General features: G+C 54.8%; 16 protein-coding genes, 1 tRNA gene and 2 rRNA genes. 9 read left to right on the top strand and 10 right to left on the bottom strand.

Annotated features, from left to right (window positions below):
* Window positions 1-84 precede the first annotated feature (84 nt).
* The 3 genes from FY156_13585 to FY156_13575 all read left to right on the top strand — a co-directional run bounded on the left by FY156_13585 (window position 85) and on the right by FY156_13575 (window position 3,436).
* Window positions 85-2,889, top strand: a 23S ribosomal RNA gene (locus tag FY156_13585).
* A 95-nt stretch (window positions 2,890-2,984) separates the two neighbouring features.
* A 5S ribosomal RNA gene (gene rrf / locus FY156_13580) occupies window positions 2,985-3,099 on the top strand.
* 260 nt (window positions 3,100-3,359) lie between these two features.
* Window positions 3,360-3,436: transfer RNA gene (locus FY156_13575), tRNA-Met, on the top strand.
* Between the two features lie 528 nt (window positions 3,437-3,964).
* On the opposite strand, the gene FY156_13570 is transcribed toward FY156_13575, so the two are convergent.
* The 9 genes from FY156_13570 to FY156_13530 all read right to left on the bottom strand — a co-directional run bounded on the left by FY156_13570 (window position 3,965) and on the right by FY156_13530 (window position 11,810).
* Window positions 3,965-4,318: a hypothetical protein gene (locus tag FY156_13570; GenBank protein UXS02420.1), complete on the bottom strand. Its 354-nt coding sequence runs from the start codon at window positions 4,316-4,318 to the stop codon at window positions 3,965-3,967.
* A gap of 299 nt (window positions 4,319-4,617) precedes the next feature.
* The gene (locus FY156_13565; GenBank protein UXS02419.1) at window positions 4,618-4,920 is read right to left on the bottom strand and encodes a hypothetical protein; all 303 of its coding nucleotides are present in this window, start codon (window positions 4,918-4,920) and stop codon (window positions 4,618-4,620) included.
* A 50-nt stretch (window positions 4,921-4,970) separates the two neighbouring features.
* A complete protein-coding gene (locus tag FY156_13560) occupies window positions 4,971-5,198 on the bottom strand; it encodes a hypothetical protein (GenBank protein ID UXS02418.1) in 228 nt (75 codons plus the stop codon).
* An 80-nt stretch (window positions 5,199-5,278) separates the two neighbouring features.
* A complete protein-coding gene (gene dapA, locus FY156_13555) occupies window positions 5,279-6,211 on the bottom strand; it encodes a 4-hydroxy-tetrahydrodipicolinate synthase (GenBank protein ID UXS02417.1) in 933 nt (310 codons plus the stop codon).
* Between the two features lie 43 nt (window positions 6,212-6,254).
* Complete coding sequence (locus FY156_13550; protein ID UXS02416.1) at window positions 6,255-6,677, bottom strand: hypothetical protein; 423 nt, start codon at window positions 6,675-6,677, stop codon at window positions 6,255-6,257.
* A 121-nt stretch (window positions 6,678-6,798) separates the two neighbouring features.
* Window positions 6,799-7,911 (bottom strand): ABC transporter permease, encoded by a 1,113-nt coding sequence (locus FY156_13545; protein UXS02415.1) that lies wholly within the window; start codon window positions 7,909-7,911, stop codon window positions 6,799-6,801.
* Window positions 7,912-7,915: 4 nt separating this feature from the next.
* On the bottom strand, window positions 7,916-9,046 hold the full coding sequence (locus FY156_13540) for an ABC transporter permease (protein ID UXS02414.1): 1,131 nt from the start codon (window positions 9,044-9,046) through the stop codon (window positions 7,916-7,918).
* Window positions 9,043-10,722 (bottom strand): ABC transporter ATP-binding protein, encoded by a 1,680-nt coding sequence (locus FY156_13535; protein UXS03152.1) that lies wholly within the window; start codon window positions 10,720-10,722, stop codon window positions 9,043-9,045. The genes FY156_13540 and FY156_13535 overlap by 4 nt, the downstream gene beginning before the upstream one ends.
* A 92-nt stretch (window positions 10,723-10,814) precedes the next feature.
* Window positions 10,815-11,810 (bottom strand): HlyD family efflux transporter periplasmic adaptor subunit, encoded by a 996-nt coding sequence (locus FY156_13530; GenBank protein UXS02413.1) that lies wholly within the window; start codon window positions 11,808-11,810, stop codon window positions 10,815-10,817.
* A gap of 202 nt (window positions 11,811-12,012) precedes the next feature.
* On the opposite strand from FY156_13530, the gene FY156_13525 reads away from it, so the two are divergent.
* Entirely contained in the window at window positions 12,013-12,666 is a 654-nt protein-coding gene (locus FY156_13525) for a helix-turn-helix transcriptional regulator (GenBank protein UXS02412.1), read from the top strand.
* A 53-nt stretch (window positions 12,667-12,719) separates the two neighbouring features.
* On the opposite strand, the gene FY156_13520 is transcribed toward FY156_13525, so the two are convergent.
* Window positions 12,720-14,057, bottom strand: a complete 1,338-nt coding sequence (locus tag FY156_13520; protein UXS02411.1) for a protelomerase — start codon at window positions 14,055-14,057, stop codon at window positions 12,720-12,722.
* A gap of 584 nt (window positions 14,058-14,641) precedes the next feature.
* Between FY156_13520 and FY156_13515 the strand changes: the two genes are divergently transcribed.
* The 5 genes from FY156_13515 to FY156_13495 all read left to right on the top strand — a co-directional run bounded on the left by FY156_13515 (window position 14,642) and on the right by FY156_13495 (window position 24,069).
* On the top strand, window positions 14,642-16,072 hold the full coding sequence (locus FY156_13515; GenBank protein UXS02410.1) for an MBOAT family protein: 1,431 nt from the start codon (window positions 14,642-14,644) through the stop codon (window positions 16,070-16,072).
* A 12-nt stretch (window positions 16,073-16,084) separates the two neighbouring features.
* Entirely contained in the window at window positions 16,085-17,155 is a 1,071-nt protein-coding gene (locus tag FY156_13510; GenBank protein UXS02409.1) for a hypothetical protein, read from the top strand.
* A 283-nt stretch (window positions 17,156-17,438) separates the two neighbouring features.
* A complete protein-coding gene (locus tag FY156_13505) occupies window positions 17,439-18,944 on the top strand; it encodes a glycosyltransferase family 2 protein (GenBank protein UXS03151.1) in 1,506 nt (501 codons plus the stop codon).
* Between the two features lie 18 nt (window positions 18,945-18,962).
* Window positions 18,963-20,048 (top strand): PilZ domain-containing protein, encoded by a 1,086-nt coding sequence (locus FY156_13500; GenBank protein UXS02408.1) that lies wholly within the window; start codon window positions 18,963-18,965, stop codon window positions 20,046-20,048.
* 190 nt (window positions 20,049-20,238) lie between these two features.
* Complete coding sequence (locus FY156_13495) at window positions 20,239-24,069, top strand: right-handed parallel beta-helix repeat-containing protein (protein ID UXS02407.1); 3,831 nt, start codon at window positions 20,239-20,241, stop codon at window positions 24,067-24,069.
* The last annotated feature ends 82 nt before the right edge of the window (window positions 24,070-24,151 follow it).

The following is a 24,151-nucleotide window of genomic DNA, read 5'->3' as shown; positions in this document are numbered from 1 at the left end:
TGTCATCAATGAATGACCTGGTTGTAAAAGGTAACCGGGTCTGTCGCTTATGGCGACTATGTGGTGAGCATAGACAATGAGAACGAACAAGTGTTCTAAGGGCATTTGGTGGATGCCTTGGCATGCACAGGCGAAGAAGGACGTGATACGCTGCGATAAGCTGTGGGGAGCTGCGAATAAGCTTTGATCCATAGATCTCCGAATGGGGCAACCCACCTTAAATGCTTGGAAAATCCAGTCTGTTTTATGAACGGCCTGGGTTTCCAAGCATTGTGATAAGGTATCTGCACCTGAATACATAGGGTGTAAGAAGCGAACGCAGGGAACTGAAACATCTAAGTACCTGCAGGAAAGGACATCAACCGAGACTCCGCAAGTAGTGGCGAGCGAACGCGGACCAGGCCAGTGGCAATGCTGAATAAAGTGGAACGGAATGGAAAGTCCGGCCATAGAGGGTGATAGCCCCTTACACGTAGAACAGGCATTGTCCTTGAGTAGGGCGGGACACGTGAAATCCTGTCTGAACATGGGGAGACCACTCTCCAAGCCTAAGTACTCGTGCATGACCGATAGCGAACAAGTACCGTGAGGGAAAGGTGAAAAGCACCCCGACGAGGGGAGTGAAATAGAACCTGAAACCGGATGCCTACAAACAGTCGGAGGGCGCAAGCCTGACGGCGTACCTTTTGTATAATGGGTCAACGACTTAGTGTAACTAGCAAGCTTAAGCCGGTAGGTGTAGGCGCAGCGAAAGCGAGTCTGAATAGGGCGATTTAGTTAGTTGCATTAGACCCGAAACCGAGTGATCTAGCCATGAGCAGGCTGAAGGTTGGGTAACACCAACTGGAGGGCCGAACCCATAACTGTTGCAATAGTTCGGGATGACTTGTGGCTAGGGGTGAAAGGCCAATCAAACTCGGAAATAGCTGGTTCTCCGCGAAATCTATTTAGGTAGAGCGTCGACCGAATACCCTCGGGGGTAGAGCACTGGATGGGCTATGGGGACTCACCGTCTTACTGATCCTAACCAAACTCCGAATACCGAGGAGTACTAGTCGGCAGACACACGGCGGGTGCTAACGTCCGTCGTGAAAAGGGCAACAACCCTGACCTCCAGCTAAGGTCCCCAAGTCATGGCTAAGTGGGAAAGGATGTGAGGATCCCAAAACAACCAGGATGTTGGCTTAGAAGCAGCCATCATTTAAAGAAAGCGTAACAGCTCACTGGTCTAAATAAGGGTCTTTGCGCCGAAAATGTAACGGGGCTAAAGCCATGCACCGAAGCTGAGGATTTGCAGCAATGCAAGTGGTAGCGGAGCGTTCCGTAAGTCTGTGAAGGCGGACCCGTGAGGGCTGCTGGAGATATCGGAAGTGCGAATGTTGACATGAGTAACGATAAAGAGGGTGAGAGACCCTCTCGCCGAAAGACCAAGGGTTCCTGCTTAAAGTTAATCTGAGCAGGGTTAGCCGGCCCCTAAGACGAGGCGGACACGCGTAGTCGATGGGAACCACGTTAATATTCGTGGGCCTGGTGGTAGTGACGGATCTCGTGTGTTGTTCAACCTTATTGGATTGGTTGGGCGGCGAAGAGGTTCCAGGAAATAGCTCCACCGTATAGACCGTACCCGAAACCGACACAGGTGGTCAGGTAGAGTATACCAAGGCGCTTGAGAGAACTATGTTGAAGGAACTCGGCAAATTGCACGCGTAACTTCGGAAGAAGCGTGACCCCATTTTACGCAAGTATGATGGGGTGGCACAGACCAGGGGGTAGCGACTGTTTATCAAAAACACAGGGCTCTGCGAAGTAGCAATACGACGTATAGGGTCTGACGCCTGCCCGGTGCTGGAAGGTTAAAGGGAGGGGTGCAAGCTCTGAACTGAAGCCCCAGTAAACGGCGGCCGTAACTATAACGGTCCTAAGGTAGCGAAATTCCTTGTCGGGTAAGTTCCGACCTGCACGAATGGCGTAACGACTTCCCCGCTGTCTCCAACATAGACTCAGTGAAATTGAATTCCCCGTGAAGATGCGGGGTTCCTGCGGTCAGACGGAAAGACCCCGTGCACCTTTACTATAGCTTTACACTGGCATTCGCCAAGGCATGTGTAGGATAGGTGGTAGGCTTTGAAGCAGGGACGCCAGTTCTTGTGGAGCCATCCTTGAAATACCACCCTTATCTTCGTGGATGTCTAACCGCGGTCCGTTATCCGGATCCGGGACAGTGTATGGTGGGTAGTTTGACTGGGGCGGTCGCCTCCGAAAGAGTAACGGAGGCGCGCGATGGTTAGCTCAGACCGGTCGGAAATCGGTCGTCGAGTGCAATGGCATAAGCTAGCCTGACTGCGAGACTGACAAGTCGAGCAGAGACGAAAGTCGGTCATAGTGATCCGGTGGTCCCGTGTGGAAGGGCCATCGCTCAACGGATAAAAGGTACGCCGGGGATAACAGGCTGATGACCCCCAAGAGTCCATATCGACGGGGTTGTTTGGCACCTCGATGTCGACTCATCGCATCCTGGGGCTGGAGCAGGTCCCAAGGGTATGGCTGTTCGCCATTTAAAGCGGTACGTGAGTTGGGTTCAGAACGTCGTGAGACAGTTCGGTCCCTATCTGCCGTGGGTGTAGGAATATTGACAGGATCTGTCCCTAGTACGAGAGGACCGGGATGGACGTATCTCTGGTGGATCTGTTGTCCTGCCAAGGGCATAGCAGAGTAGCTATATACGGAATGGATAACCGCTGAAGGCATCTAAGCGGGAAACCAACCTGAAAACGAGTGTTCCCTATCAGAGCCGTGGAAGACGACCACGTTGATAGGACGGGTGTGGAAGTGCAGCAATGCATGAAGCTTACCGTTACTAATAGCTCGATCGGCTTGATCGTTCTCATTGTTCATGTTCATCAACGATGAATTGACGTGTTCAAATCAAACGAAGCAATCGCTTCCCAGCTTCTCGAAAAACAACGCTTGTTGCGTTTTGCCGACCTGGTGGTTATCGCGGGGCGGCTGCACCCGTTCCCTTTCCGAACACGGCCGTGAAACGCCCCAGCGCCAATGGTACTTCGTCTTAAGACGCGGGAGAGTAGGTCGCTGCCAGGTCTGCAAAACGCAACATTCAAATCTTCTCATCACATGAGGGCCTCAAGCCCATAACAGAGGCCGCACATCGCGGCCTTTTTTGTTATAATATCAGCTTCTCAGCAGACAAATCTGCTGAATGAGACTTCGCCAAAGGCAAAGTCATTACGATATTTTGCCGTCGGCAAAAATCGGAGGACGCAAACACATCGTGTTTGCTCTGTCGCGACAAATCCTCTGGATTTGCGCTGGTTCGGACGACGCAAGCGTCGCCTAGATAACGCGGGGTGGAGCAGCCCGGTAGCTCGTCAGGCTCATAACCTGAAGGCCGCAGGTTCAAATCCTGCCCCCGCAACCAATCTAATCCCCCCACACACAAAAATACCCTCCCGGAATAACTCCGAACAAAACATCCCCAAATCACCCGCAAGGGGCCTTGGACAATATGGGCTCAGTTGGTGATCACAGCGACCTGTACGGTATCTCCGACAGGCTTAAGCTGATTTCGCTGAACTCCCTGACGGCAATGGTTGCAGCCTGGAGAATACGCTGCTGTCGATCCCAATGTTGCGACCGTCGCAATTGGGGACCGAGATCAAGTGGCGCCTAAAAGAGGGAAGGGCATCGCGCAGGTTCACAGATGGATGACCGAGGGGGAAAAATTAGAGGGCCAGACGTCATTGTTTCGCCCTGAGTCTTTGAAGGTCCACACGAGTTGTTGATAGAGGTGGCCGTATCTGGTCTTTCCGTCGCGCTGATTGTGGTCGACCATGTCGAAAAGTTGTTTGGCGCAACACGCTCATCACCTCGAAGAGATTGAGCAAGCTGTGTGGCTGATGAGAGCGGAGTGCGCCACAGAGATTGCCGTTAGACACGCGTCATGTTCTCAGTGGCTGGTGAGCCAGCGCATTTCGATTGGCGATACGATAAACGTGCTGCCGTGGTCGTCGTCCCTCCAGACGAGATAGGCGCACATGCGGGCGTTGCCGGGGAGAAAGCCTATGTGTGGATCGACCAGGAAGTTTCCTTCCGAACCGACGCGTCGGGCAGCTTCAAGTGCCGATTTGAAAAATGACTCAAACTTTACCAAAGCGGAAAGACGCTCTTCTCGCGTCGGGCGGTCTTCCTCTGCAGAATAGGCAATTGCCAGCTTCTTACGATAGTCGTCGCACGACGTCAGGTTATCCCAAGTAATTTCAATCGTCTCGACCCGATAGGCATAAAGGTCTGCAGCGGTCATTTCGTTCTCAATCAGCTTTCTTGCACGACGTATTCCCGCCTAAGCTTCGTCGTGCTGCAACGTTCACGTTTAACTCGGATGCACCTAAGGCAGATGCGGATAGATTGATGGCGCGACGGTGAGTGAGATGGCTCCGATAGTTATGAGGAACAGCATCGATAGTTCAAAGAATGCGCGCATCCGCACCACGCGTGCGGCTTTGGTTCGTTGTTCGCGGTTCATTTTCGTTTGTGTCCCTAGAAAAACCGCCCTGTCGACTTGCGGGTGAAAGAAAAGCGACAGGGCGGTCTGGAAGCCTGTTATGACACCCGCCGCATATGTGGTTTGATGCTGCGGGGCAGGCTCCCGAACGAAAAGCGCTGGGAATTTCTGCTGCGGAAAACGTCTTTCAGCTTCAGGCCCTGCCGTTCCGGCAGGCAGCCGACCTGTTCGGGATGGCCGTCGCTTTCGTCTTTCGCAAAGCGCACGGCCGATGCTCTATCGATAAACAGTCCTCCGACGAGGCCTAGCCTGTCGCAGACCAGCCACCAGCCATTTTCATTTTGGCCGATGGTGAACCTGGCATTGGTCGAAGGGGGCGGTTCGACGAGCTTCTCGTGCATCCTTTTTACTCCGGTGATTAGTGTTTTTCAGGATTTTCGGTTGTCTGAGGTTATTGGATGGCGTTCATGACGACCGAGACGGCAAACAAAAGGCCGCCTACGACAGCCATGAGCCTGACCAGCATGAAGAAATCCGATGGTGCAGGTTGCTTCTTCATTGGCTCGCGTTTTTTGGCCAAGGTTTCTGTGGCCTCCCGTCTGCGCAATTCGCTCTGCATCCGATAATACAATCCAAAACGTCCATGCATCTGTGAACACTCCTTGAAACAGGCAGCCATTTGGCTTCCCTGCGCCAATGAACGATATGGATCGGCGCATAAGTTTTCGATTGGGGAGAGAAGTGCGCCAGATAATCTTTTCATAAAGACAACTTGCCATTGGCCATTTGGCGTGCGGTTTTTGCCTCGATAACCAAGTCCGATCTTCCGCAGTTATGGCATTCGCTTCGCAGTGTCTTCAGCGCCTGAAAGATCGACTGCGCCGTCTCGTCCGAAATGTTTGTCAGCGGAAGTCGGACTGAGGCATCAATACCGCGCAAGCGGGACAGAGCCTGTTTCAATCCGGCCGGAGTACTTTCCTGCGAGACCGCTTTTATCAAGGGACGCAATTTTTCATCGATCTCGCATGCCTGCTGCAGGTCACCGTCGCGGATCGCGCGATGCAGGTCCAAAACCAGCGATGGGCAGAGGTTCGCGACGCTCGATATCGATCCGTGGGTTTGGGCCAGAAGACTGACCGTTGCGGCGTCGTTGCTGCAAAAACTCAGGACTTCGGGATCGATGCAGCCGCGCTGTGCGATGATGCGGCCAAAGTCGGCGGTGTCGTCAACGACGCCAATCACACTCGGTATTTGCGACAGGCGATGAATGGTATCCAAACTCATGTCCACTGCCGCATGACCTGGATCGTTCTGAACGAGGATCGGCATCGCGGTTCGCTTCGCCACTTCTTCGAAGTGGTGAATGATGCCTTTCTGGGCCGGGCGATTATAATATGGCTGGACTATTAGAACGGCGTCGGCGTCGAGATGTTCGGCCTCGCGGGTTCTGTCACAGGTGGTGGCTGTGCTGTTCGTCCCGGTTGCGACCACAATGGGAATCTTGCCTTTGCTGATATGCACGCAACGGCTTATCAAACTGCGGCGTTCCGTTTCCGTCAAAGTCGGTGCTTCTGCTGTCAGGCTATTGAGGACGAGGCCTTCGATGCCCTGATCAATCTGCCACTCCACCAGGTGGTCAAAGGCGGCGTAATCGACACTATGTCCACGAAACGGTGTTACCAGCGCGGTCATCGTAACAGCTAATCGACGTCTGTAATGGGAACTTTCCCGCACGCTATTCATCCTTGTCTTCGTTTGCGATTAGTCTTGTCTTGCGCTTGGACTGGCCACCGTTTCGGCGTTCGAAAATATCCAGAAGGGCAATGAACATGGCAGCCGCCATATCCCTGTGCTTCCCGGTTGCTTTTGCCGCGTGGCCTTCGACATCGGTCGATGCCGAACAAAACCAGTCGCTTCCCGTTCGTCGCATATGGTCGAGACATATGGGCGGAGAGAGCGTCGAGATGGCCAGAACCATTGCATCGAGAAGCGCGTTTGCACGCAGGAACGATTGAAAGCGCACGGCTGCTACGGTTTTGTCTGAACAAAGCGCAGGAAAAGCCTGTTTTGCCAGGCACCACACATGCTCCTCACGGAGCTGCGATCCGTTCAGCAGGCGGTGGCGAAGTGTGGCGGTGTCGAACAAGTCGTTGTGCATTCAATGCGGCTGCAGGTTGTTTGCAGCTTGGGTAGCGCCGATCGGCATAGAGTTTCGATTGCGGATCGAGGCTCTCGACGTAAAAAAAATATAAGGAAGAAATGTCGGTGTGACGTGTTTGTCAGCCCAGCCGATTTCTGAACAGCCATGCCGCGAGCGGCAACGTCACAATGGCGATTGCCAGCAACGGGACGAAGTTGAAGGCGATATCGCCAAGCCCGGCACCTTCCAGATAAACGCGCCGGACCAGATCGATGCCGAAACGGAGCGGGTTGGCGTATGTGACTATCTGCAGGATGATCGGCATGTTGCGGATGGGTGTGAGCAGACCGGAGAGCAGGGTCAGCGGCATGACCAACATGAACGTGTAGAGCATGGCCTGTTGCATGGTCAGCGATACCGCAGAGATGGATAAGCCTATGCCAACCGACGCCGTCGTAAAACCGACCAGCCCCAGATAAAGCAGCCAGACCGATCCGTTCATCGGTATCTCGAACCATAAGAGAATGATCAGGAAGATGATCGTCGACTGCATGAGACCGACGAGAATAGATGGCAGTGCCTTACCGATCAGGATTTGCAGTGGGGTCAATGGGGTGACCAGCAACTGGTCAAATGTGCCCTGTTCCCTTTCGCGAGCGACGGACAGTGCCGCCAGCATGAGCGTTTGCAGCATACTCAGAGAGGCGATCAGGGCCGGCATCAGGTTCCAGCGGGATTCCAGGTTGGGGTTGAACCAGGCGCGCCGCAGAATAGTGATGGACGGCGTTTGGCCAAGCGACTGGTTGTAGGATGCGACGATTGACGAGACGTAGCCGGCGGCAAGGCTTGCTGTGGACGAGTTTCGACCGTCGAGAATGACCTGAAGGGGAGCCTGTCGGTTTGCCGCCAGCCGTGTCTCGAAATCAGAGGGAATGGCAATTACCAGCAGAGCGTCACCGCGGTTGATGACATCCGAAATCTCACTGGAAGATGTCAGCGTTGCAACGCGCTCGAACACGCCTGTCCCGTCCAGCCGGCTCAACAGTTCCGTTGAAGCCTTGCCTCGGCTCTGGTCCAGAACGGCATAGGGAACATGGGTGAGATCGTAGGTTGCGCCATAACCAAACAGCAATGCCTGCATCAGCGCCGGCGCGGCCAACAGTGCCCGGCTGGATGGGTCCTTGAGAAGGGCCAGCAGTTCCTTGCGGAACAGAAAAACGATTTTCGCGATATAGTCGATCACCGCATCCATCGTCTCACTCCAGTGTTTTCTTGAGAGTGCGATGTGTCAGTGCGATCAAGACCACCGCATAGACAGCGAGGATCGTGCAGTCTCGCACGATGTCCGGCCAATAGTCACCAGCCATGAAAAGCGTTTTGATGAGACCCATGAAGTGGGTGGCCGGGAGAAGCTTGCTGATGATCTGGATCACCACGGGTACGTTGCGCAGGTCGAAAACGAACCCTGACAGCATCATGGCCGGCATGAAGCTGGTGAGCAGCGCCATCTGGCTGGCGGCGAACTGGTTGCGTGTTGTGCCGGAGATGAGAAGACCAAGGCTGAGCGATACCAGCAGATAGAGCATCGATGCGCCGATAATGATCCAGAGAGAGCCGCGCATCGGCACTTCGAAAAGGTATTTGGCCGCCAGAAGGCACAGGACGAGGTCGATACCTCCAATGACGAGATAAGGCGCCAGTTTGGAAAGAACCAGTTCAAGTGGTCGGACTGGAGTGACGAACAGGGATTCGAGCGTGCCGCGCTCCCATTCCCTTGCGATCAGCAGTGACGTCAAAAATGCGCCGATCAACGTCATGACCAGCACGATCAATCCCGGCACCAGATACCAGGTGCTCTCGCCCACCTCATTGAACCACATGCGCTGTGTGATGACGACGCTTGCTGTTCCAGCGGGTTTGTTGCCGGCGCGGTCGTTTTGTTGCTGTATCGGAATGGCGAGAGCGGCTGTGACATAGGTTTCTATTGCCGAGGCCGTGTTGGAATCGACACCATTGAGCAAAAGCTGGAGCGCAGCGTTGCCGGCGGCGAGGCGGCGTGAGAACTCGCCAGGCACACGCAAAATTGCGTCGGTCTCACCAGCGCGGATCATGCGCTCGGCCTCGGCCATCGAGTTGCTCCAACGGGGGGCGAGATAGGGCGAGCCTTGCAGCCCGGCGACCGCATGACGGGCCGTTGGAGAACTATCCTCGAGGACAATGGCTACGCGCGCATCTTTTACGTCGAAAGAAAGGCCGTAACCGAACAGCAGGATCAGGATTGCCGGCAACAGCAGCCCAACAATCAGATTGCTCCGATCGCGCAGCATCTGGCGAATTTCCTTGCGGGTCAGGGCGATCAGACGTCTCGTAAAACCGGAGGCGCTCATGCGGCAGCCTCTTTTGCGTCTCGTTCGGCGCGTCCTTGCTCGACGATGGCAATGAAGGCGCTGTTCATATCCGTAGCGCCGGCCTCACCGGCCTGTTCGCGCACCGCCTTAGGTGTTCCGAGCGCAAGGAGATGGCCGGCATCCTGAATGGCGATGCGATCGCAATATTCGGCCTCTTCCATGAAATGGGTGGTGACGATGATCGTCACACCCCGTCTCGCCAGCGTTGTGATGGTGCGCCAGAAGGCGCGCCTTGCAAGCGGGTCGATGTCGCTCGTGGGTTCATCCAGAAACAGGATGTCCGGTTGGTGCAGGAGGCTGGTCGCCATGGCCAGACGCTGCTTGTAACCGGTGGGAAGAAGACCGCTTTGCGCGGAAGGGCTGAGCGTGAATTGTTCCAGAGCCGCATCGACACGTTCGCGCAGTTTTTTGCCTCGCAAACCGTAAGCACCGCCAAAGAATTCCAGGTTTTCCTGAACCGTCAGGTTGCCGTAAAGCGCAAATTTCTGGGAAACGTAGCCAATGCGTCCTCGTGCCTCTGCGCGCGCAGTTCGTAAGTTGTGTCCTGCGACTTCCAGATGGCCGCTGGTGGCGGGGAGCAGACCGCACAGCATACGGAAGGTTGTCGTCTTGCCTGCGCCGTTTGGCCCTAACAGGCCGAATATTTCTCCGCGAGCTACATCGAAGGAGGTGCTGGCCACAGCCATAAAATCACCGAACTTCCGGACCAGATCACGAACAACGATGACCGGCTTCTCGTCGTTTTCTGCCCGTAACGGCGATCGAGCCGCGTGCTGGTCGGAAGCCTCCGTAGCGGGCGTTGCGCCATGCGCTTCCTGCTGCAAAAGCATCATGAAGGCATCTTCCAGTTCTTCGGGGCACGGCGCGACATCCAGGTCTTTCAGAAGTCGATCGGTCAGGGCTTGATCGGCTTGTGGCTGAAGAATGAAACGGACATTGCCACCCTTCGGGACTGCATCGACGATGACGTCCTTGGCATCGATCAGATGTGCCTGAAGCTCGCGAGCTGGTTCGCCCGCAGGCGGCGTTGCGATGAAGGTCAGCCCTTCTGCGCGCTGTTTAAGTTGCTCAGGTGTTCCGTTGGCCAAAAGCCGCCCATTGTTCATGACAAACACCTGAGCGCAGCGCTCTGCCTCGTCCATGTAAGCCGTGCTGACAATGACGCTGAGTTGTTGGTCATCGACAAGTTGCTGGACGATTTCCCAGAGATCGCGGCGTGATAACGGATCGACGCCGACACTCGGTTCGTCAAGCAGCAGAAGATCCGGTGCGCGCACGAGGGTGCAGGCGAGCCCCAACTTCTGTTTCATCCCCCCGGACAGCTTGCCAGCCGGTCGATTGGTAAACCGCGCCATATCCGTCATCGCGAGCATGCGGGCAAAGCGGTCCCGACGTTCCTGCTGCGGCACGCCATGCAGGTCGGCGTAGAGATCAAGATTTTCCTGGACGCTCAGGTCTTCATAGAGGCCGAACCGCTGTGGCATGTAGCTGATGCGATCCTGCACAGCCTGCGGCGTGGCGACGACATCCATGCCCAAAACAGCGAGTGACCCTGAATCTGGTTGGAGCAGACCGGCAATCATCCGCATCAGGGTCGTCTTTCCGGCTCCATCTGGGCCGACGAGTGCTGTGAGTTCGCCTGGGCGCATTGTCATCGATATACCGTCGACGGCGACGACCGGCCCGCCGTCTGGACCCTTGAAGGTCTTTCGGAGGTTCTCGATCGCGACGGTTGTATCGGCTTTGGTCACGATGGCGCCCCGATTTGCAGGCGAACCGTTGCCGGTTGGCCAAGACGCAACACGTTTTCGGTGTCCGTAACGATCACACGCACTTCATAGACGAGGCTGGTGCGGAGCTCCTCTGTCTGCACTGATTTCGGTGTAAACTCAGCTACGGAGGAAATGTAACCCACCTTGCCTTCGATGGCTTTATCCGGGTGACTGTCTGTCATGATCCGCGCCTGCATCCCCGGCTTGATCTTGCCGATATCAGCTTCGTCGACATAGACGCGAATCCATTTGGGATCGGTCAGGGCAAGAGAGAATACGGGGGAGGCGGATGTAACCATGTCGCCCGGTTCATGCAGGCGCGATCGGATGACGGCGTCCATGGGAACACGGAGTTGGCCCTGGTCGATCTGGTGTCGCAAAAGCGCAAGGCTCGCTTCCGATGCCTTGAGTTGTGCCTCTGCGGCAGCAATGTCTTCCTTTCGCGTACCGGCTTCCGCCAGTTGCAGGGCTGCACGCAGTTCATTGACCTTTGCGGTTGCGGCGCGGGCGTCTGCCTGTGCCTGATCGTAGCTTTGCTCGCTGATCGCGCCACCGGAGGGCGAGCGCAATCGGCTGGCACGGGTGAAATCCTGTTCGGCACGTGCTGCCGATGCTTCTGCCGAAGCGAGCTGGGCACGCGCCTGGGCGATTTCTTCAGGTCTTGAGCCGTTGCGAAGCTTGAGAAGGGTTTGTCGCTGCACGTCGACATTCGCTTCCTGCTCATTTGCCTGAAGCTCGAGTGTCCTGTTATCAAGCAGGCCGACGACCTGTCCGGTAGTGACGCGGTCACCTTCTTCAGCATTGAGCTCTGCAATTCTGCCGCTGCCGTCAAAGGCGAGTGAGACCTGCCGAATATCCACATTACCAAACAGAGTGAGAATACCGGTTTCCTCAGCTTTCCGCTGGTCTTGCCAATACCAGGCTGCAGCGGCAGCGACGATGAGCAGGAGAGCAAACAGTGCTTTTTTCATGAGAAGGGCCTTTGAGCAGCAGGCTGGCCAACACCGGGCATGTGCGACATTAAATTTAAATTGAATTTAGACTATTGCACTGTTATTGTCGAGTCTCTTGAAATTGAGGGCAATTTCGCTATCCGGTGGCGTGTCTGGTCGAGGAATACACGCCCACAGACATGGCTTCGAAGAAGATGGGTTCTGTACCTGGGGTGAGTTGATGAGGAAGAAAACGGTCCGAACGCAGCGCGCTGATGGGGAGGTGACCTACAATCGCATCCTGGTGGCGGCGGGCGAACTCTTTGCCTCAGTCGGCTTTGCCGAAACGACGAGCAAGATGATAGCCGCAGAGGCCGAGGTAGACCTTGCCTCGATCAATTACCATTTCGGCAGCCGAAACGGTCTTTATCAGGCTGCCCTTACGGAAGCGCATCGCCGTCTGATCAATGTCGGAGATCTGGAACGGCTTGCCGCCAGCACTGTTCCGGCGACGACCAAGCTCAAAAAACTGATAGAGTTCCTTGTTGACGGTGCGACAGGAACAGAGCGTTGGCCGGTCAGGATTCTCGGACGGGAGATTCTCGCACCGTCCTCACATTTCCTGTCGATGCAGCAGACCGAGGTCATGCCTAAATTCCGGATCATTCTGCCGATCCTCAGCGAGATCACGGCGATCCCTTCCGATGATCCCGCATTGGTCAGATGTCTCGTCAGTGTCGCGGCGCCCTGCGCGATGCTGCTGGTGGTCGGGCGCGGCCCCAACATCTTTGCCAACCAGATTCTTGCGATGCCGCGCGAGGCGCTTGTCGAGCACCTCTATAGTTTCGCCATTGGCGGTCTTGGTGCGATTAGCCAGCAACATCAAAGTGACTGAGCCTGAGAGCGATCGCTTCTCTGTTTACGAAGACATAGGTAACGCCACCGTTATCAGCGCGTTTCGTTCTCGAAAGACGCTGGCGTAATGTTTGTCATCTGCAGCAACGTTCGCTCGGTAATGCGTTTCGCCCGTGCCTCGGCGTCTGCGCGATCTTCCGGCAGCGTATAGGTCATATAGGAGAGCGACGTTTCGAGGTCGTTGTTATTGTGCCCGAGAATGGCAGCGAAATAGCTGTTTTTCGTCACGTGCGGCGGTGCAAAGAAGTGATAGGACACTTCCGCATAGAGATGACGCAGTCCGTAGGGCTTGGGAAGTTCTTCCTCCGGCCAGACGTTCTCGAAAATGTTGAAAACGGCCTCTCGTAACGGCAGGCGCGTTGCAGCAGCAAAATCGTCAATCGACATCTTGTGCCAGAGGATGCCCTGGCTGCTCTTTCGCAGCCGTTCATAGGCCGCAAGGATGACAGTGGAGCGCGTCAGAACCGGAATTTCATAGGTGACACCAAACTTCGTGCCTTCGCCCTGCTTTGTCTTGGCCTGACCACTGAACAGAAGGCTCCACTTGGAAACGCCCTTGCCATAAGGAGCAGGGGAGAACTCTGCCTGTGTGAAAACCTCGTACGGCCGCCGTCCCGTCAAGCCAATCAGCCCGATCCCGATCATCAAGGGATCGCTCGACTGGAGGCAATCGGCACAAATCTTCAAGACCTGCTTGTAGTTCTGGAACGTAATCAGCGCGCCATGTTTGGTGGCGATCTTTTCCATCTTGGCGCGGCGTTGGTCGTCATACATCGCCGCATCGCCTGTCGCGATCTTGAGCATCGGGTGTTCGTCACCAAATGCCTCCTTGATCGCATTGCGGTACTTGGTGATGTAGGAAATGATCGTGGTACGGGCTCTGCCGTCCATGCTCTGAAGTTCATTTTCCCACAAAGCCACCATGTCTTCCTTCGAGGACATGCCGTTCATGGACGAAATGAAATCTGAAATGCGCAACAGCACCGTCGGCTTGCGTCCGGCGGTATTGAATTCGGCGCGTTCGATCTTCTCGACGATTGAGGTTGCCACGCCGGTTCTTTGGTAGTCCGTGGATGTAATGTAGGTTTTCAGCCGCTCTCGCAGCTTTTTCATGTTGCAGATGGCAAGCGGCGTGCTCTTGGGGCCAAACTTCGCTTTCAGCGCATACCGATATTTCATGATATAGAGTTCGAGCGTCTTTTCCGTACGGCCATTGTCGAAATGGAAACGGACTTCCTCGTCCCACAGATCGCGAATCTGTTTGTTGCGAGTTTCCTCGTTCCTCTCCATCGTCCGGTCGATTTTTTCCACGAATTCGTCGATGCGCTCGACGAGTACAGGTGTTTTCGTTTTTCTTTTCAATACGGACATCGGCGGCTCCCTGAACCGTTCCGGACATATAAAATCTGTTGTCTGCAAGCAATAGAAAATATGGCTGGTGCGACAGAAGGTTGTGTCTCAAAAAGAGTTACTCCCTCTAGCGGCCAAAGCTGAAAGACATGCACATGTCATTTTAACGCGCCGCACACCGTCTCCTCTGTGTGCTCGCAGATGTCGCATATGGTAAAATCATCCGGATATCGTCGTTCCTGAGGGCGAAATTATTCCCTGTCGTCGCGGCGTTCAGTTCATGTTGATGAACCGTATTTCCCAATTAATGCTAAAAAATCAAAAAATAATTCTAACTTCAGTCTTCTCGCAGCGTCTCAATTGCAGTTTCGCAATACTACGACGCCGTTTGAGAAATATATTGATAAATCCTGGTTGGCGTATTGCCTATGCTGCATGGCAAAAAAATTCTAAAAACTATTTTCCATAATCGCGGATCGAAAGTCAATTTGGCGCGCTTTTACAAGCGTCTTAATTTTTTATTAACAGTATTGTTGACTCTGGTATTAATTCATATTCTTATATCAGCATATTTAATTCGGCCTTCATGAAGAAAGTCGATAAAGATGGTTTTTTCATCCGTTTTATTCATATTTATGTTTTTGCCAATTGCGTTCGGTGTGTATTTCTCCGTTCCTTTTCGGTATAAATCCCTTGTTATACTTCTGTTCTCCTATCTATTCTATGGGTGGTGGAGGATGGACTATCTTGCCCTGCTCTTCCTGGTCACTCTCTGGAGTTACATCTTCGGAAAGCTGATCTATGTAGAGCGGACGGCACAGTCGCGCAAAAGACTGCTGGTTGTTGCCATTACCGGGCCATTGCTTGTGCTCGGTTACTTCAAATATTGTAATTTCTTCATGGACAGTCTTGCCGACTTGTTCAATGGCGGCGCGCCATTCACATCGTGGCATGCGCGTATCCTGCTGCCGATCGGAATATCCTTTTATATATTTCAGGCGATTTCATATCTTATCGATATCTATCGAGAAGACGCTCCGCCGGCGCAGAATTTCTTTGACTTCGCTGCATTCAAGGCTTTGTTTCCTCAGTTGGTCGCCGGTCCGGTGTTGCGATACAAGGATCTCGCCCATCAGTTCATGTATAGGCAGCATTCCCTGGAGCTTTTTGCCGAAGGCGGCATTCGTTTCTTTGCCGGGCTTGCAAAAAAAGTGCTGATTGCGGATTCCGTGGCACCTATTGCCGATGCCATCTTTGCCAAGGCCGATCCAACCCTTGCCGAAGCCTGGCTTGGAACGATCGCATATTCAATCCAGCTCTATTTCGACTTCTCCGGCTATTCCAGCATGGCTGTGGGATTGGGCATGATGATGGGGTTCCGTTTTATCGAGAATTTCGATTGTCCCTATGTATCGCGGTCAATTACGGAATTCTGGCGTCGCTGGCATCTCAGCCTCTCGGCCTGGCTGCGCGACTACCTATACATTCCACTCGGTGGCAACAGGCTCGGGACATTCAGGACTTACTTCAATCTGTTCATCACCATGGTTCTTGGTGGACTGTGGCATGGTGCAAACTGGACCTTCGTGCTGTGGGGTGTGTGGCATGGTGGCCTGCTGGCTTTGGAACGCCTGCTCGGTATCAAGCCATCGGATAAACGCTCTGTCGTCGCCTTGGGTGGCACCCTGTTGCTGGTGATGCTTGGCTGGGTCATGTTTCGGTCACTCGACGTGCACAGTGCGCTCGACATGTATCGTGGCATGATCGGACTTAACGGTTTGGCCATGCAGCCGGATATCGCTTGGCAAATCAAGAACTTCGCCCTTGCATCCCTGGCTGTGGGTGTTGTGGTCGTGTTCATAGAACCATGGTTTAATCGGACTTTTCCGGCTGAGCGACTGATCCATATGCAACTTTCCCCGTCGACTGGGGGTGTAGCCTTGGCGGCAACGGGCATCGTGTGCTTTCTCGGTATGGTGTCGATACTGAAGCTGACGGCCGACAACGACTCACCCTTCCTCTATTTTCAGTTTTAGGGAGTGCGACGCATGATCTCACCACGTTTGCTTTCAACCGCGTCGGTTCTTTTCCTTCTGCTGGCCGGTGCCGGAATCACCGCCAACTATGTGGTCGATCTTCCGGAGGAGGATATAAGGGTGGACGCGCTTGCCGATGTGTGGACCGGCAAGATGACCAGCCGGTTTGAAGAAGGTTATGAGCGGGAACTGCCGTTCAGCGGTTTTGCTGTCGAACTCTTCAATGCAGTTTCTCTCGGTATTTTCGGAGAGGCGCGGAAGGGTGCTGTCGTTGGTCGCAATGGCTGGCTTTTCACGGCGGAGGAGTTTGCCTGGGGCCGCACATCGGAGGCCAACCTGGATAGATCTTTCCAGACGATCACGGATATCCGTGCCACTTTGGCCGAAAAAGGCAGCACTCTGGTGATTGTGCCAGTCCCGCCCAAAGCGCAGGTCGTTGCCGGCGAACTGGGGGGTAACGTCCTGCCTGATAGCAACGCCGATCTTTACCCCAGGTTTCTGGCTTTTCTTAAAGAAAGAGGCATTCCGGCTGCGGATGTCGCAGCGACGTTCGGAGCTGCAAAGCCGGAAGAACTTTTCCTGCGGGCGGATACACACTGGACCGTCAAAGGCAGTGGCCTTGCCGCCAAGGCGGCCTGTTCGGCAATTCCCGGTCGGGACCAGCTGATGAAAACCGCTTTCGAAAGTGTGCCGCAAGATAATGTGCGCCACGTTGGCGACCTTGCGAAGTTTGTCGATGCAGGCTGGATGCTGTCCGGTTCTCAGGAAAGCGCTGATATTATCCAGCCAATATCGGCTGCGGCCAAGGTCGATGATGCCGATGCGCTGTTTGCGGGTAGTGACGGTGAAGCGCAAGTGATGGACCAGGTTGTGCTTGTTGGAACCAGCTACAGCGCAAACCCGCTGTGGTCTTTTGAGGACCAGCTGAAAACGATATGCGAGGTCGATGTTCTCAACTACGCCCGAGAGGGGAAGGGGCCTTTCGCCCCCATGCAGGAGTTTCTCAAGACTTTGGATGCCCAGGCCGTGCCGAAGGTCGTATTGTGGGAAATTCCAGTTCGTTACTTGGATGATGCTGCATAGAATATAATAATTATTTGTATTTTTGAATTTATAGTTTGAATAATTCCAATTTTAGCTTATAATAAAGAAATATATTGGATATATTCAGATTTATACTTAGAATTGCATGCTGGTGCAAAAAAATATTTAATTGATGGATTATGCCATGAGACGCAATCTCGAAAAGAGAGTGCTCGGTCTCCCTGGTGAAGTATTGCCTGTCGATAGATTATCAACAGTCCCTGTTTCTCAGGCGGGAGAGCAATCCGCTATCGTTTATTGGAGTGAAAGCCTTCCAGCGCACGTGCTGTTTGTGCTGGCGCTCGCCAGTCTGATTGTTGTCGTTCCGGAAGGCGTTCTTTTTGGCGCGAACACCGGCCTCCTGTTTGGTCTGGGCGCTCTGGCCGTATGGCGATATTTCTGGGGTATTTTGCATTTTGTACGGTCCAACATTTACCGCAGCGTCGTTTTCCCCAAAATGCGTCTCCGTGCGGATCGCCATCTTCTGCAGAGTGCGGAAAACGGCCAGGCGCCACATGCCTATCTCATCGTAACGAGTTTTCGTATCGACGGCGACACAACGGCGGAAGTCTACCGTGCCGCATTCCGCGCCGCTCTTTCGTCTCGCGGTGGAGCGACTGTTGTCGCGTCGATCGTAGAAATGTCGGATCAGCGCCTGATCCGTTCCATGCACCGACTTATCTGTGGCGAAAAAACCAGTGTCCGGTTGGTCATCACCCGCATCAATGGCAGCGGCAAACGTGATGCATTGGCCTATGCTTTCCGGGCGGTCTCCAAGCTGGAGCCTCGTGCCGACGATGTGGTTGCCGTGATCGATGGCGATTCCATCGTGCCTGAAAATCTTGTCGACCGGTGTGCCGGTTTCTTCGCGGATGGTCGGGTTGGTGCGTTGACAACGGACGAGACGTCGCGGGTCCGTGGGAAATCATCATTTCACATCTGGTATTCGCTGCGTTTTGCACAACGCCACATTCTGATGTCGTCCAACGGCCTTTCCAGGCGTGTGCTGACGCTGACCGGCCGGATGTCGATGTTCCGCGCGTCCGTCATCACCAATCCCGAGTTTATCCGTCAGGTGGAGTCGGACTATATCGAGCATTGGCGTCTTGGCAGGTTGAAGTTTCTCACCGGTGACGACAAGTCGAGCTGGTACTGGCTGCTGCGCAACAATTATCAGATGCTTTATCTGCCTGACGTTAGCGTCGCAACGGTTGAAGATCCGCCGACATCCGGATTTTTCCAGGCTGCAGCGCAATTGATGACGCGCTGGTTCGGCAACATGTTACGCACCAACAGCCGTGCATTGGCACTCGGTCCGTGGCGTATCGGTTATTTCACCTGGTGGACGATTTTCGATCAACGCATCTCGATGTGGACATCGCTTGCCGGTCTGGTGATGGTCATTCTGATCGGGCTGTTCGATAACCCGTTCATTTTTCCGGCCTATATCGCCTGGGTTCTGCTGACCCGCTACATCATGACATTGATGTTATTCAATTCCCGTCCACGGGTGTCGATCTTCTATCCATTTTTTATCTATTTCAATCAGGTCTTTGGCTCGATCATCAAAACCTATATTTTCTTTCACCTCGATCGCCAGAAGTGGACGCGGCAGAAAACAACGCTGTCCTCCAGTGGTGCGGGCCGGGCCGTCGCGTTGAAAAACGCCTCTTCCACATACATGCATGTTTTATCGATTACCCTGTTTGTAACCCTCATATCGTTGCTCGTCGGCCAATTGTCAGTCCCAGGCATTGGGGCGACGACCGCGATTTTCGGTATGCGTTGACCCGCGAAGGAGCCCAAAATGAATATGAGCGTCGTGAGTTTCGAAGCGGATGAACAACGTCAGCATGCGCGCTACAAGTTACCGCTAAAATGCGTCATTGATCAGCACAGATATTCGTCAATCGACTGGTCCTTGGGTGGCGTGGGAGTTGCAACGGGCAGCGCAACGTTCGAAGAAGGAAAAGTGCTGCCCCTGCAGTTGCAGATCCCGCTTGATGGCTTCGATGTGCTTCTGCCTGTGAAAGCGGAAGTTCGCCATTCCAGCGCCGAAACCGGGCGTACCGGTTTCAAATATGTCGATACGTCTGCTGCGGCACAACGCATGTTGCGTTACATTCACGATTCCTACATCAGCGGTGAAATCGTTGAAGGCAACGATCTTCTGGACTTCGCCAAGCGTGCCTCGGGAGACGTGAAGCTGCGGCCGCGAAAATCAGCCGAGGCCGCTCCCGGCGCAAGCAAGGTTCGTCAGGCTGTTGGTATTGTTGCCACTTTGGCCCTTTCGCTGGCGCTCGCCGCTTTTCTGGCAAGCAGTCTTTATCAGCGACTTTGGGTCTTCGAAGCCGACAGCGCCGTGGTGACGGTTGACACAACACCAGTTCTGGCGCCAGCCAACGGCATTATCACCAATATTGTGACCGGACCTGTTAAAAGCGGCGAACGGATTTTGACCGTTCTGACCGAAAGCGGGCAAAGCACGTCAGTGGTTGCGTCATGCGATTGCGTTGCCGAGTCGACAGGTCCTGCAGTCGACACACAGGTCAAGGTGGGGGCTCAGGTGTTGGGGCTTCGCAATGCGGATGCCAAGCCGCATGTCGTGGCAATGGTGGACCGCTCGCATCTGATGGCGCTCTACAACGCGCCGCACGTCAGTGTGGACTTGCCGCAAGGCACGGTTCTGCATGACGTAACCGTATCTCAACTGCCGAAGGTCAGCGAACAGTCCGCTGCGACGAGCGATCGGGTCGCGGTCAGGATCGATCTCGGTGGACATGATCTTTCGTCCGCGATCGGCACACCCGCTTCCGTTCGTTTCGACAACGGACCCTGGTTCGGTCTGAACCAGCGGTTTGCGGACCTGAAGAGCAAATTCTTGCCGAAATGACGGGATGCGGGAGGCAGCGCGCTTCCCGCCGCCGCAGGGCCACCATAGGCCGCCGCATCGCATGCCAATCGCAGGAAATTCATGGGCAGGACAAGGTCGATGTCTCTGATGGACTTCTGTTGCCTGCCTCAAATTCTCTGCACGCAAGTATCGAGCCGCTTTACGACATTGACCTGACGAAGGAAGAATGATGACACGCGACATCACCCGCTCATCACGTCCCCACTGCCAGTGGCTACCGAATGTGACGGTAGTACAGGGATCATTGCGCGCATTGGCGTTGTCGGTCTGCCTCGTGTTTCCGACCGGCAACTGGTCTGCTGTTTCGTCGGTTGCTTTTGCCCAACAGGCTGCAGCACCGCAGCCCCCGGCGGCAGGCAAGGTCGATGCCGTCCTGTCTGACATTTCTGCAAACGTGCTGAAGGCCGATGGTGCGTCAGATGCCAGGCAGCGCCTGTCGTTTCTCGACGCGGCACGTGCTGGCTTGACCCAGCTGAAATCCTGGGCGGCGGCAGACGCCGCTGAGGCGAAAACCGCGTTGAACACGCTTGCCTCCGATGGCATCGATGCCGACAGCCTGGTTTCCGCCAGTATCTCCGCATTGCAGCAGCAGATGGCGGGCCGCATTGCCGATCCGCAACAGAGAACCGAGATGCGGGTCCGCATGATGGAGCTGATTGATGCTCTTTCCCTGCCCGAACTGCAGGTTGCCGCTCTCAGTGGATATGCGGCTGTCGTTGCGGCGGGCGACAAATCCAGCGCCATCAGCCTGGTGGAAAAAGCGGCCGACCGTGTGGTGTCCATCAAGGACGAGACGGCGAAAAATGCGGCGTTGAATACCTTGGCGCAGACCGCGACGATCATTGATCCCAATCTGTCGTCCGCCATCGCCGACAAGGCTATCTCGCGCATGTGGCCGACGCGTATGCGCGGCTATGCCCGCTATGATCTGGCTTTGCGTCTCCTTGCAGGCAAGCAGATCGAAGGTAAGCCCGTCAGTGCGGCCGCCGCAGAGAGTATTCTGGCTCAGAGCGCCAACGCGCTGAAGAAAGGCGATCTGGAAACAGCATTGCTGTGGGCGCTTGCAATCAACCCTGAAGATTCCGAAGCGCGCAAGAAGGCTGTCGGTAACGTCGCTGATCTGGCGTTGAAGGAAGGCAAACTCGAATGGATGCCGGTGCTGACGACCAGCCTTGCGGACAACAGCGATCAGGAAGATCTGATCGAGAAGATCGTCAAGCAGCGCATTGAGGCCGGGCGTGGGCTCGATGCGGCGAAACTGGCGGAATATCTGCCGGAAAGCGCGTTGCGTGCCGAGCTTGATTTTACGCTTGCAACCGTTTTCGCCAAAAACGATCTGACGAAGATGGCAGATGCTTCTTACGCCAATGGAAATTCCGTTCTTGCGCGCCTGTCTGGCGCCGAGCGGGGTGTTGCGGTTGTGGCAGCGGCAGAAAGCGCGATCAGTCTCGAACGACTGGATGATGCCGTGGCGCTGGTGCCGGAACTGCGGACAGTGCGCGATGGTGGCAATATGCTTGCCAATCTCGCGAAAAGCCTGGCGGATGCCGACAAGGTCAAAGATGCGGAGAATTTGCTTCCCTATCTCCAGGGCGGCAATGACCGCGACAAGGCTGTTTCGGGTATTGCCCGCGTAAAGGTGCGTGAAGGCGACATCGAAGCTGGCAAGAATGCAATCGAAATCATCGTAAACAGCCGTGACAAGGGGCGCGTCCAGTCTGAGCTGGCCCGCACACTCGCCAAAAAAGGCGAAATGGACGACGCCAAGTCAGTCGCCTTGTCCATTCAGGACACGGAATTCCGGATAGAGGCACTGTTACGGCTCGCTTCGGTTGCCAATGACAACAAAGCAAGCGATTTCGATGTACTGGTTGACGAGGCGGTCAAGGTCGCTGCCGGTGAAGACAAAAAAGATAACCGCGACAAGGGTTATCTTAAAATTGTCGAGGCTTTGACCGACGCGCGAAAAACCGATGCTGCAAAGCAGTTGGTCGACCGCATTGACGATGAAAAAATCAAGGCACGGGCCGCCGGAATTATCGGCAAACGTGCAGCGCTGGAGGGGGCCGGTGACAGGGCTCTCACCTATCTCGCCTCATTCAAAGGTGCCAATGGCGACGAGGCGCTCAAGGCTGAGGTTCTGGTTGCGGCTGCTGCCAATCCAGCGATGCTGAAGTTTGCGTCGGTCCAGGCAGCGACGATAAAGGATCATATGCTTCGCGTCCGTACGGCGCGGTCCATTGCGGAAGCCAATTTCCGCTCCCTGGATGTGCGAAATCTCGGCTGGGGCAAAGGGTCCCCGGTTGACTACCGGGTCATGCAGCAGGCACCGAAACCAGAGGGATCGGCGCCAATCGCACCGGCTGCTGCCTTCAGCGACGGACGACTGACCCTTGCTCGACAAGATGGCAAGATGAGCCTTCCAGAAGGTTACACCTATCCCGACATTTCCGTCAGCGTAAAAACCGTGCGTGAGGGCATGCCCTTGCCGCAGCCCGGCCACGCTGCTGTCACGCTTGCCAATCTCAGTCCCTATAGCGACAAGTTCATGGAAGATCTGGCTGCCGGCAATACGGGGCTGTCCTTTGCAGCCGAAGCGCAGGGAATTCCTTATCCACGCATCATTGTCATTCAGAGCGGTGTCTATACGCTTGGCAGCCTTGCCAGCGAACTTGATAAAAGTAGCGGCTTTCCGCTGGTGACCCGTGAAAATGACATCGTGACATTGCGTGCTCCTGTTCTGGTGGCAGAGGGCGCTACGCTGATCCTGTCAGGTCAGGAAGCAGCCACGTACCGTCTTTCGGCGACGGCCGGCAGTTTCATCTCCGTGGCTGGAACGCTTTATGTTCAGGACACAACCGTTACGTCATGGGATGAGGCGACCGGAACACCACGGTATTCTGACAAGGAAAAACGCCACGTTTTCCGACCCTACATCATCGGCTGGAGCAATTCACGGCTGATGATCGGCGGTTCCGTACTCGATTCGCTCGGTTATGCTGCGCCCAAGTCTTTCGGACTGGCCTTTTCCGCAGGCCCTAAAACGGTGGCACAGCAGATCAGCGAACCGCGTGCGCCGACGGGTATCGTTGCGGACAACTTCTTCCACAATTTCGAGTACGGATTCTATTCCTATGAGGCGGACGAAGTCAGCCTGGTGGGCAATGAATATCGCGATAACGTGCTTTACGCGATCGACCCGCACGACCGGTCGCACCGGCTTCTGATCGCCCTTAACACCACGTACGACACCAAAGCCAAACACGGCATCATCGTTTCGCGTGAGGTCAATTATTCCTGGATCGTTGGAAATGTATCCCATACCAACACCGGCTCGGGTTTCATGATCGACCGCGACAGCGTCGATAACTTCATCTACGCCAATGCCGCTTTCGACAACAAGCAGGATGGCCTGACTTTCTTCGAAAGCAGTTGCAATCTGGCCGTTGGCAACCGCTTCTTCGATAACAAACGCGCTGGCATCAAAATCCGCAATAGCTGGGAAGTTGGCGTTCATGAAAACGTTCTGGAAAACAACGCGCAGGACGCCATCCACGGTTATATCAGCAACCTGCGCGCATCACCGGCAAATGCCTTGCGTGACTTTGAGTTCGATCCCTATCTGCCTCTGACGACATTTGCAGCCAGTGGTAACCGCATTCATGGCAATGGCGGCGGTATCAAAGTGGACGGTGCCTCCGGTTTCAGCCTTTCCGGCAATGATTACCTCAACCAGGTTGGTCGGCTGATCGATGGCGATGGCAGGGCCATGGAAGGACACATGCTGCGCTTCAACGAACGTGAGAGCGTGTTGATAACCTCGACGGTGTGCCGCCCGAAACGACCTGAGGCCTATCATTGCCGGTTCCGCGATTCCGGCTTCTTCAATGGTGATGGCCAATCGGCAATCTTTGCCGAGGACGCGCTGACCGATACCTGCACCAATGTTTCAAACTCCGTTCAGTACGAAAACTTCAACGGGACGGGAGGGCGAAGCTGATGAGAGACTTTTTCAGGCTCCCAGGCGTAAAGACGATGCTAAAAAGCGGTGCTGGGGCTGCCCTTGCTGTTGTTCTCACCGT

Origin of the sequence: Agrobacterium tumefaciens (assembly GCA_025559845.1) — a bacterium.
Classification (GTDB): domain Bacteria; phylum Pseudomonadota; class Alphaproteobacteria; order Rhizobiales; family Rhizobiaceae; genus Agrobacterium.
This window is presented reverse-complemented; position numbering and strand designations above follow the sequence as displayed.

Bases quoted from the DNA above. Each gene is read 5' to 3' on its own strand.
- FY156_13570 (UXS02420.1), bottom strand. From the start codon at position 4,318: ATGACCGCTGCAGACCTTTATGCCTATCGGGTCGAGACGATTGAAATT.
- FY156_13565 (UXS02419.1), bottom strand. From the start codon at position 4,920: ATGCACGAGAAGCTCGTCGAACCGCCCCCTTCGACCAATGCCAGGTTC.
- FY156_13560 (UXS02418.1), bottom strand. From the start codon at position 5,198: ATGGCTGCCTGTTTCAAGGAGTGTTCACAGATGCATGGACGTTTTGGA.
- dapA (UXS02417.1), bottom strand. From the start codon at position 6,211: ATGACCGCGCTGGTAACACCGTTTCGTGGACATAGTGTCGATTACGCC.
- FY156_13550 (UXS02416.1), bottom strand. From the start codon at position 6,677: ATGCACAACGACTTGTTCGACACCGCCACACTTCGCCACCGCCTGCTG.
- FY156_13545 (UXS02415.1), bottom strand. From the start codon at position 7,911: ATGGATGCGGTGATCGACTATATCGCGAAAATCGTTTTTCTGTTCCGC.
- FY156_13540 (UXS02414.1), bottom strand. From the start codon at position 9,046: ATGAGCGCCTCCGGTTTTACGAGACGTCTGATCGCCCTGACCCGCAAG.
- FY156_13535 (UXS03152.1), bottom strand. From the start codon at position 10,722: ATGACAATGCGCCCAGGCGAACTCACAGCACTCGTCGGCCCAGATGGA.
- FY156_13530 (UXS02413.1), bottom strand. From the start codon at position 11,810: ATGAAAAAAGCACTGTTTGCTCTCCTGCTCATCGTCGCTGCCGCTGCA.
- FY156_13525 (UXS02412.1), top strand. From the start codon at position 12,013: ATGAGGAAGAAAACGGTCCGAACGCAGCGCGCTGATGGGGAGGTGACC.
- FY156_13520 (UXS02411.1), bottom strand. From the start codon at position 14,057: ATGTCCGTATTGAAAAGAAAAACGAAAACACCTGTACTCGTCGAGCGC.
- FY156_13515 (UXS02410.1), top strand. From the start codon at position 14,642: ATGGTTTTTTCATCCGTTTTATTCATATTTATGTTTTTGCCAATTGCG.
- FY156_13510 (UXS02409.1), top strand. From the start codon at position 16,085: ATGATCTCACCACGTTTGCTTTCAACCGCGTCGGTTCTTTTCCTTCTG.
- FY156_13500 (UXS02408.1), top strand. From the start codon at position 18,963: ATGAATATGAGCGTCGTGAGTTTCGAAGCGGATGAACAACGTCAGCAT.
- FY156_13495 (UXS02407.1), top strand. From the start codon at position 20,239: ATGACACGCGACATCACCCGCTCATCACGTCCCCACTGCCAGTGGCTA.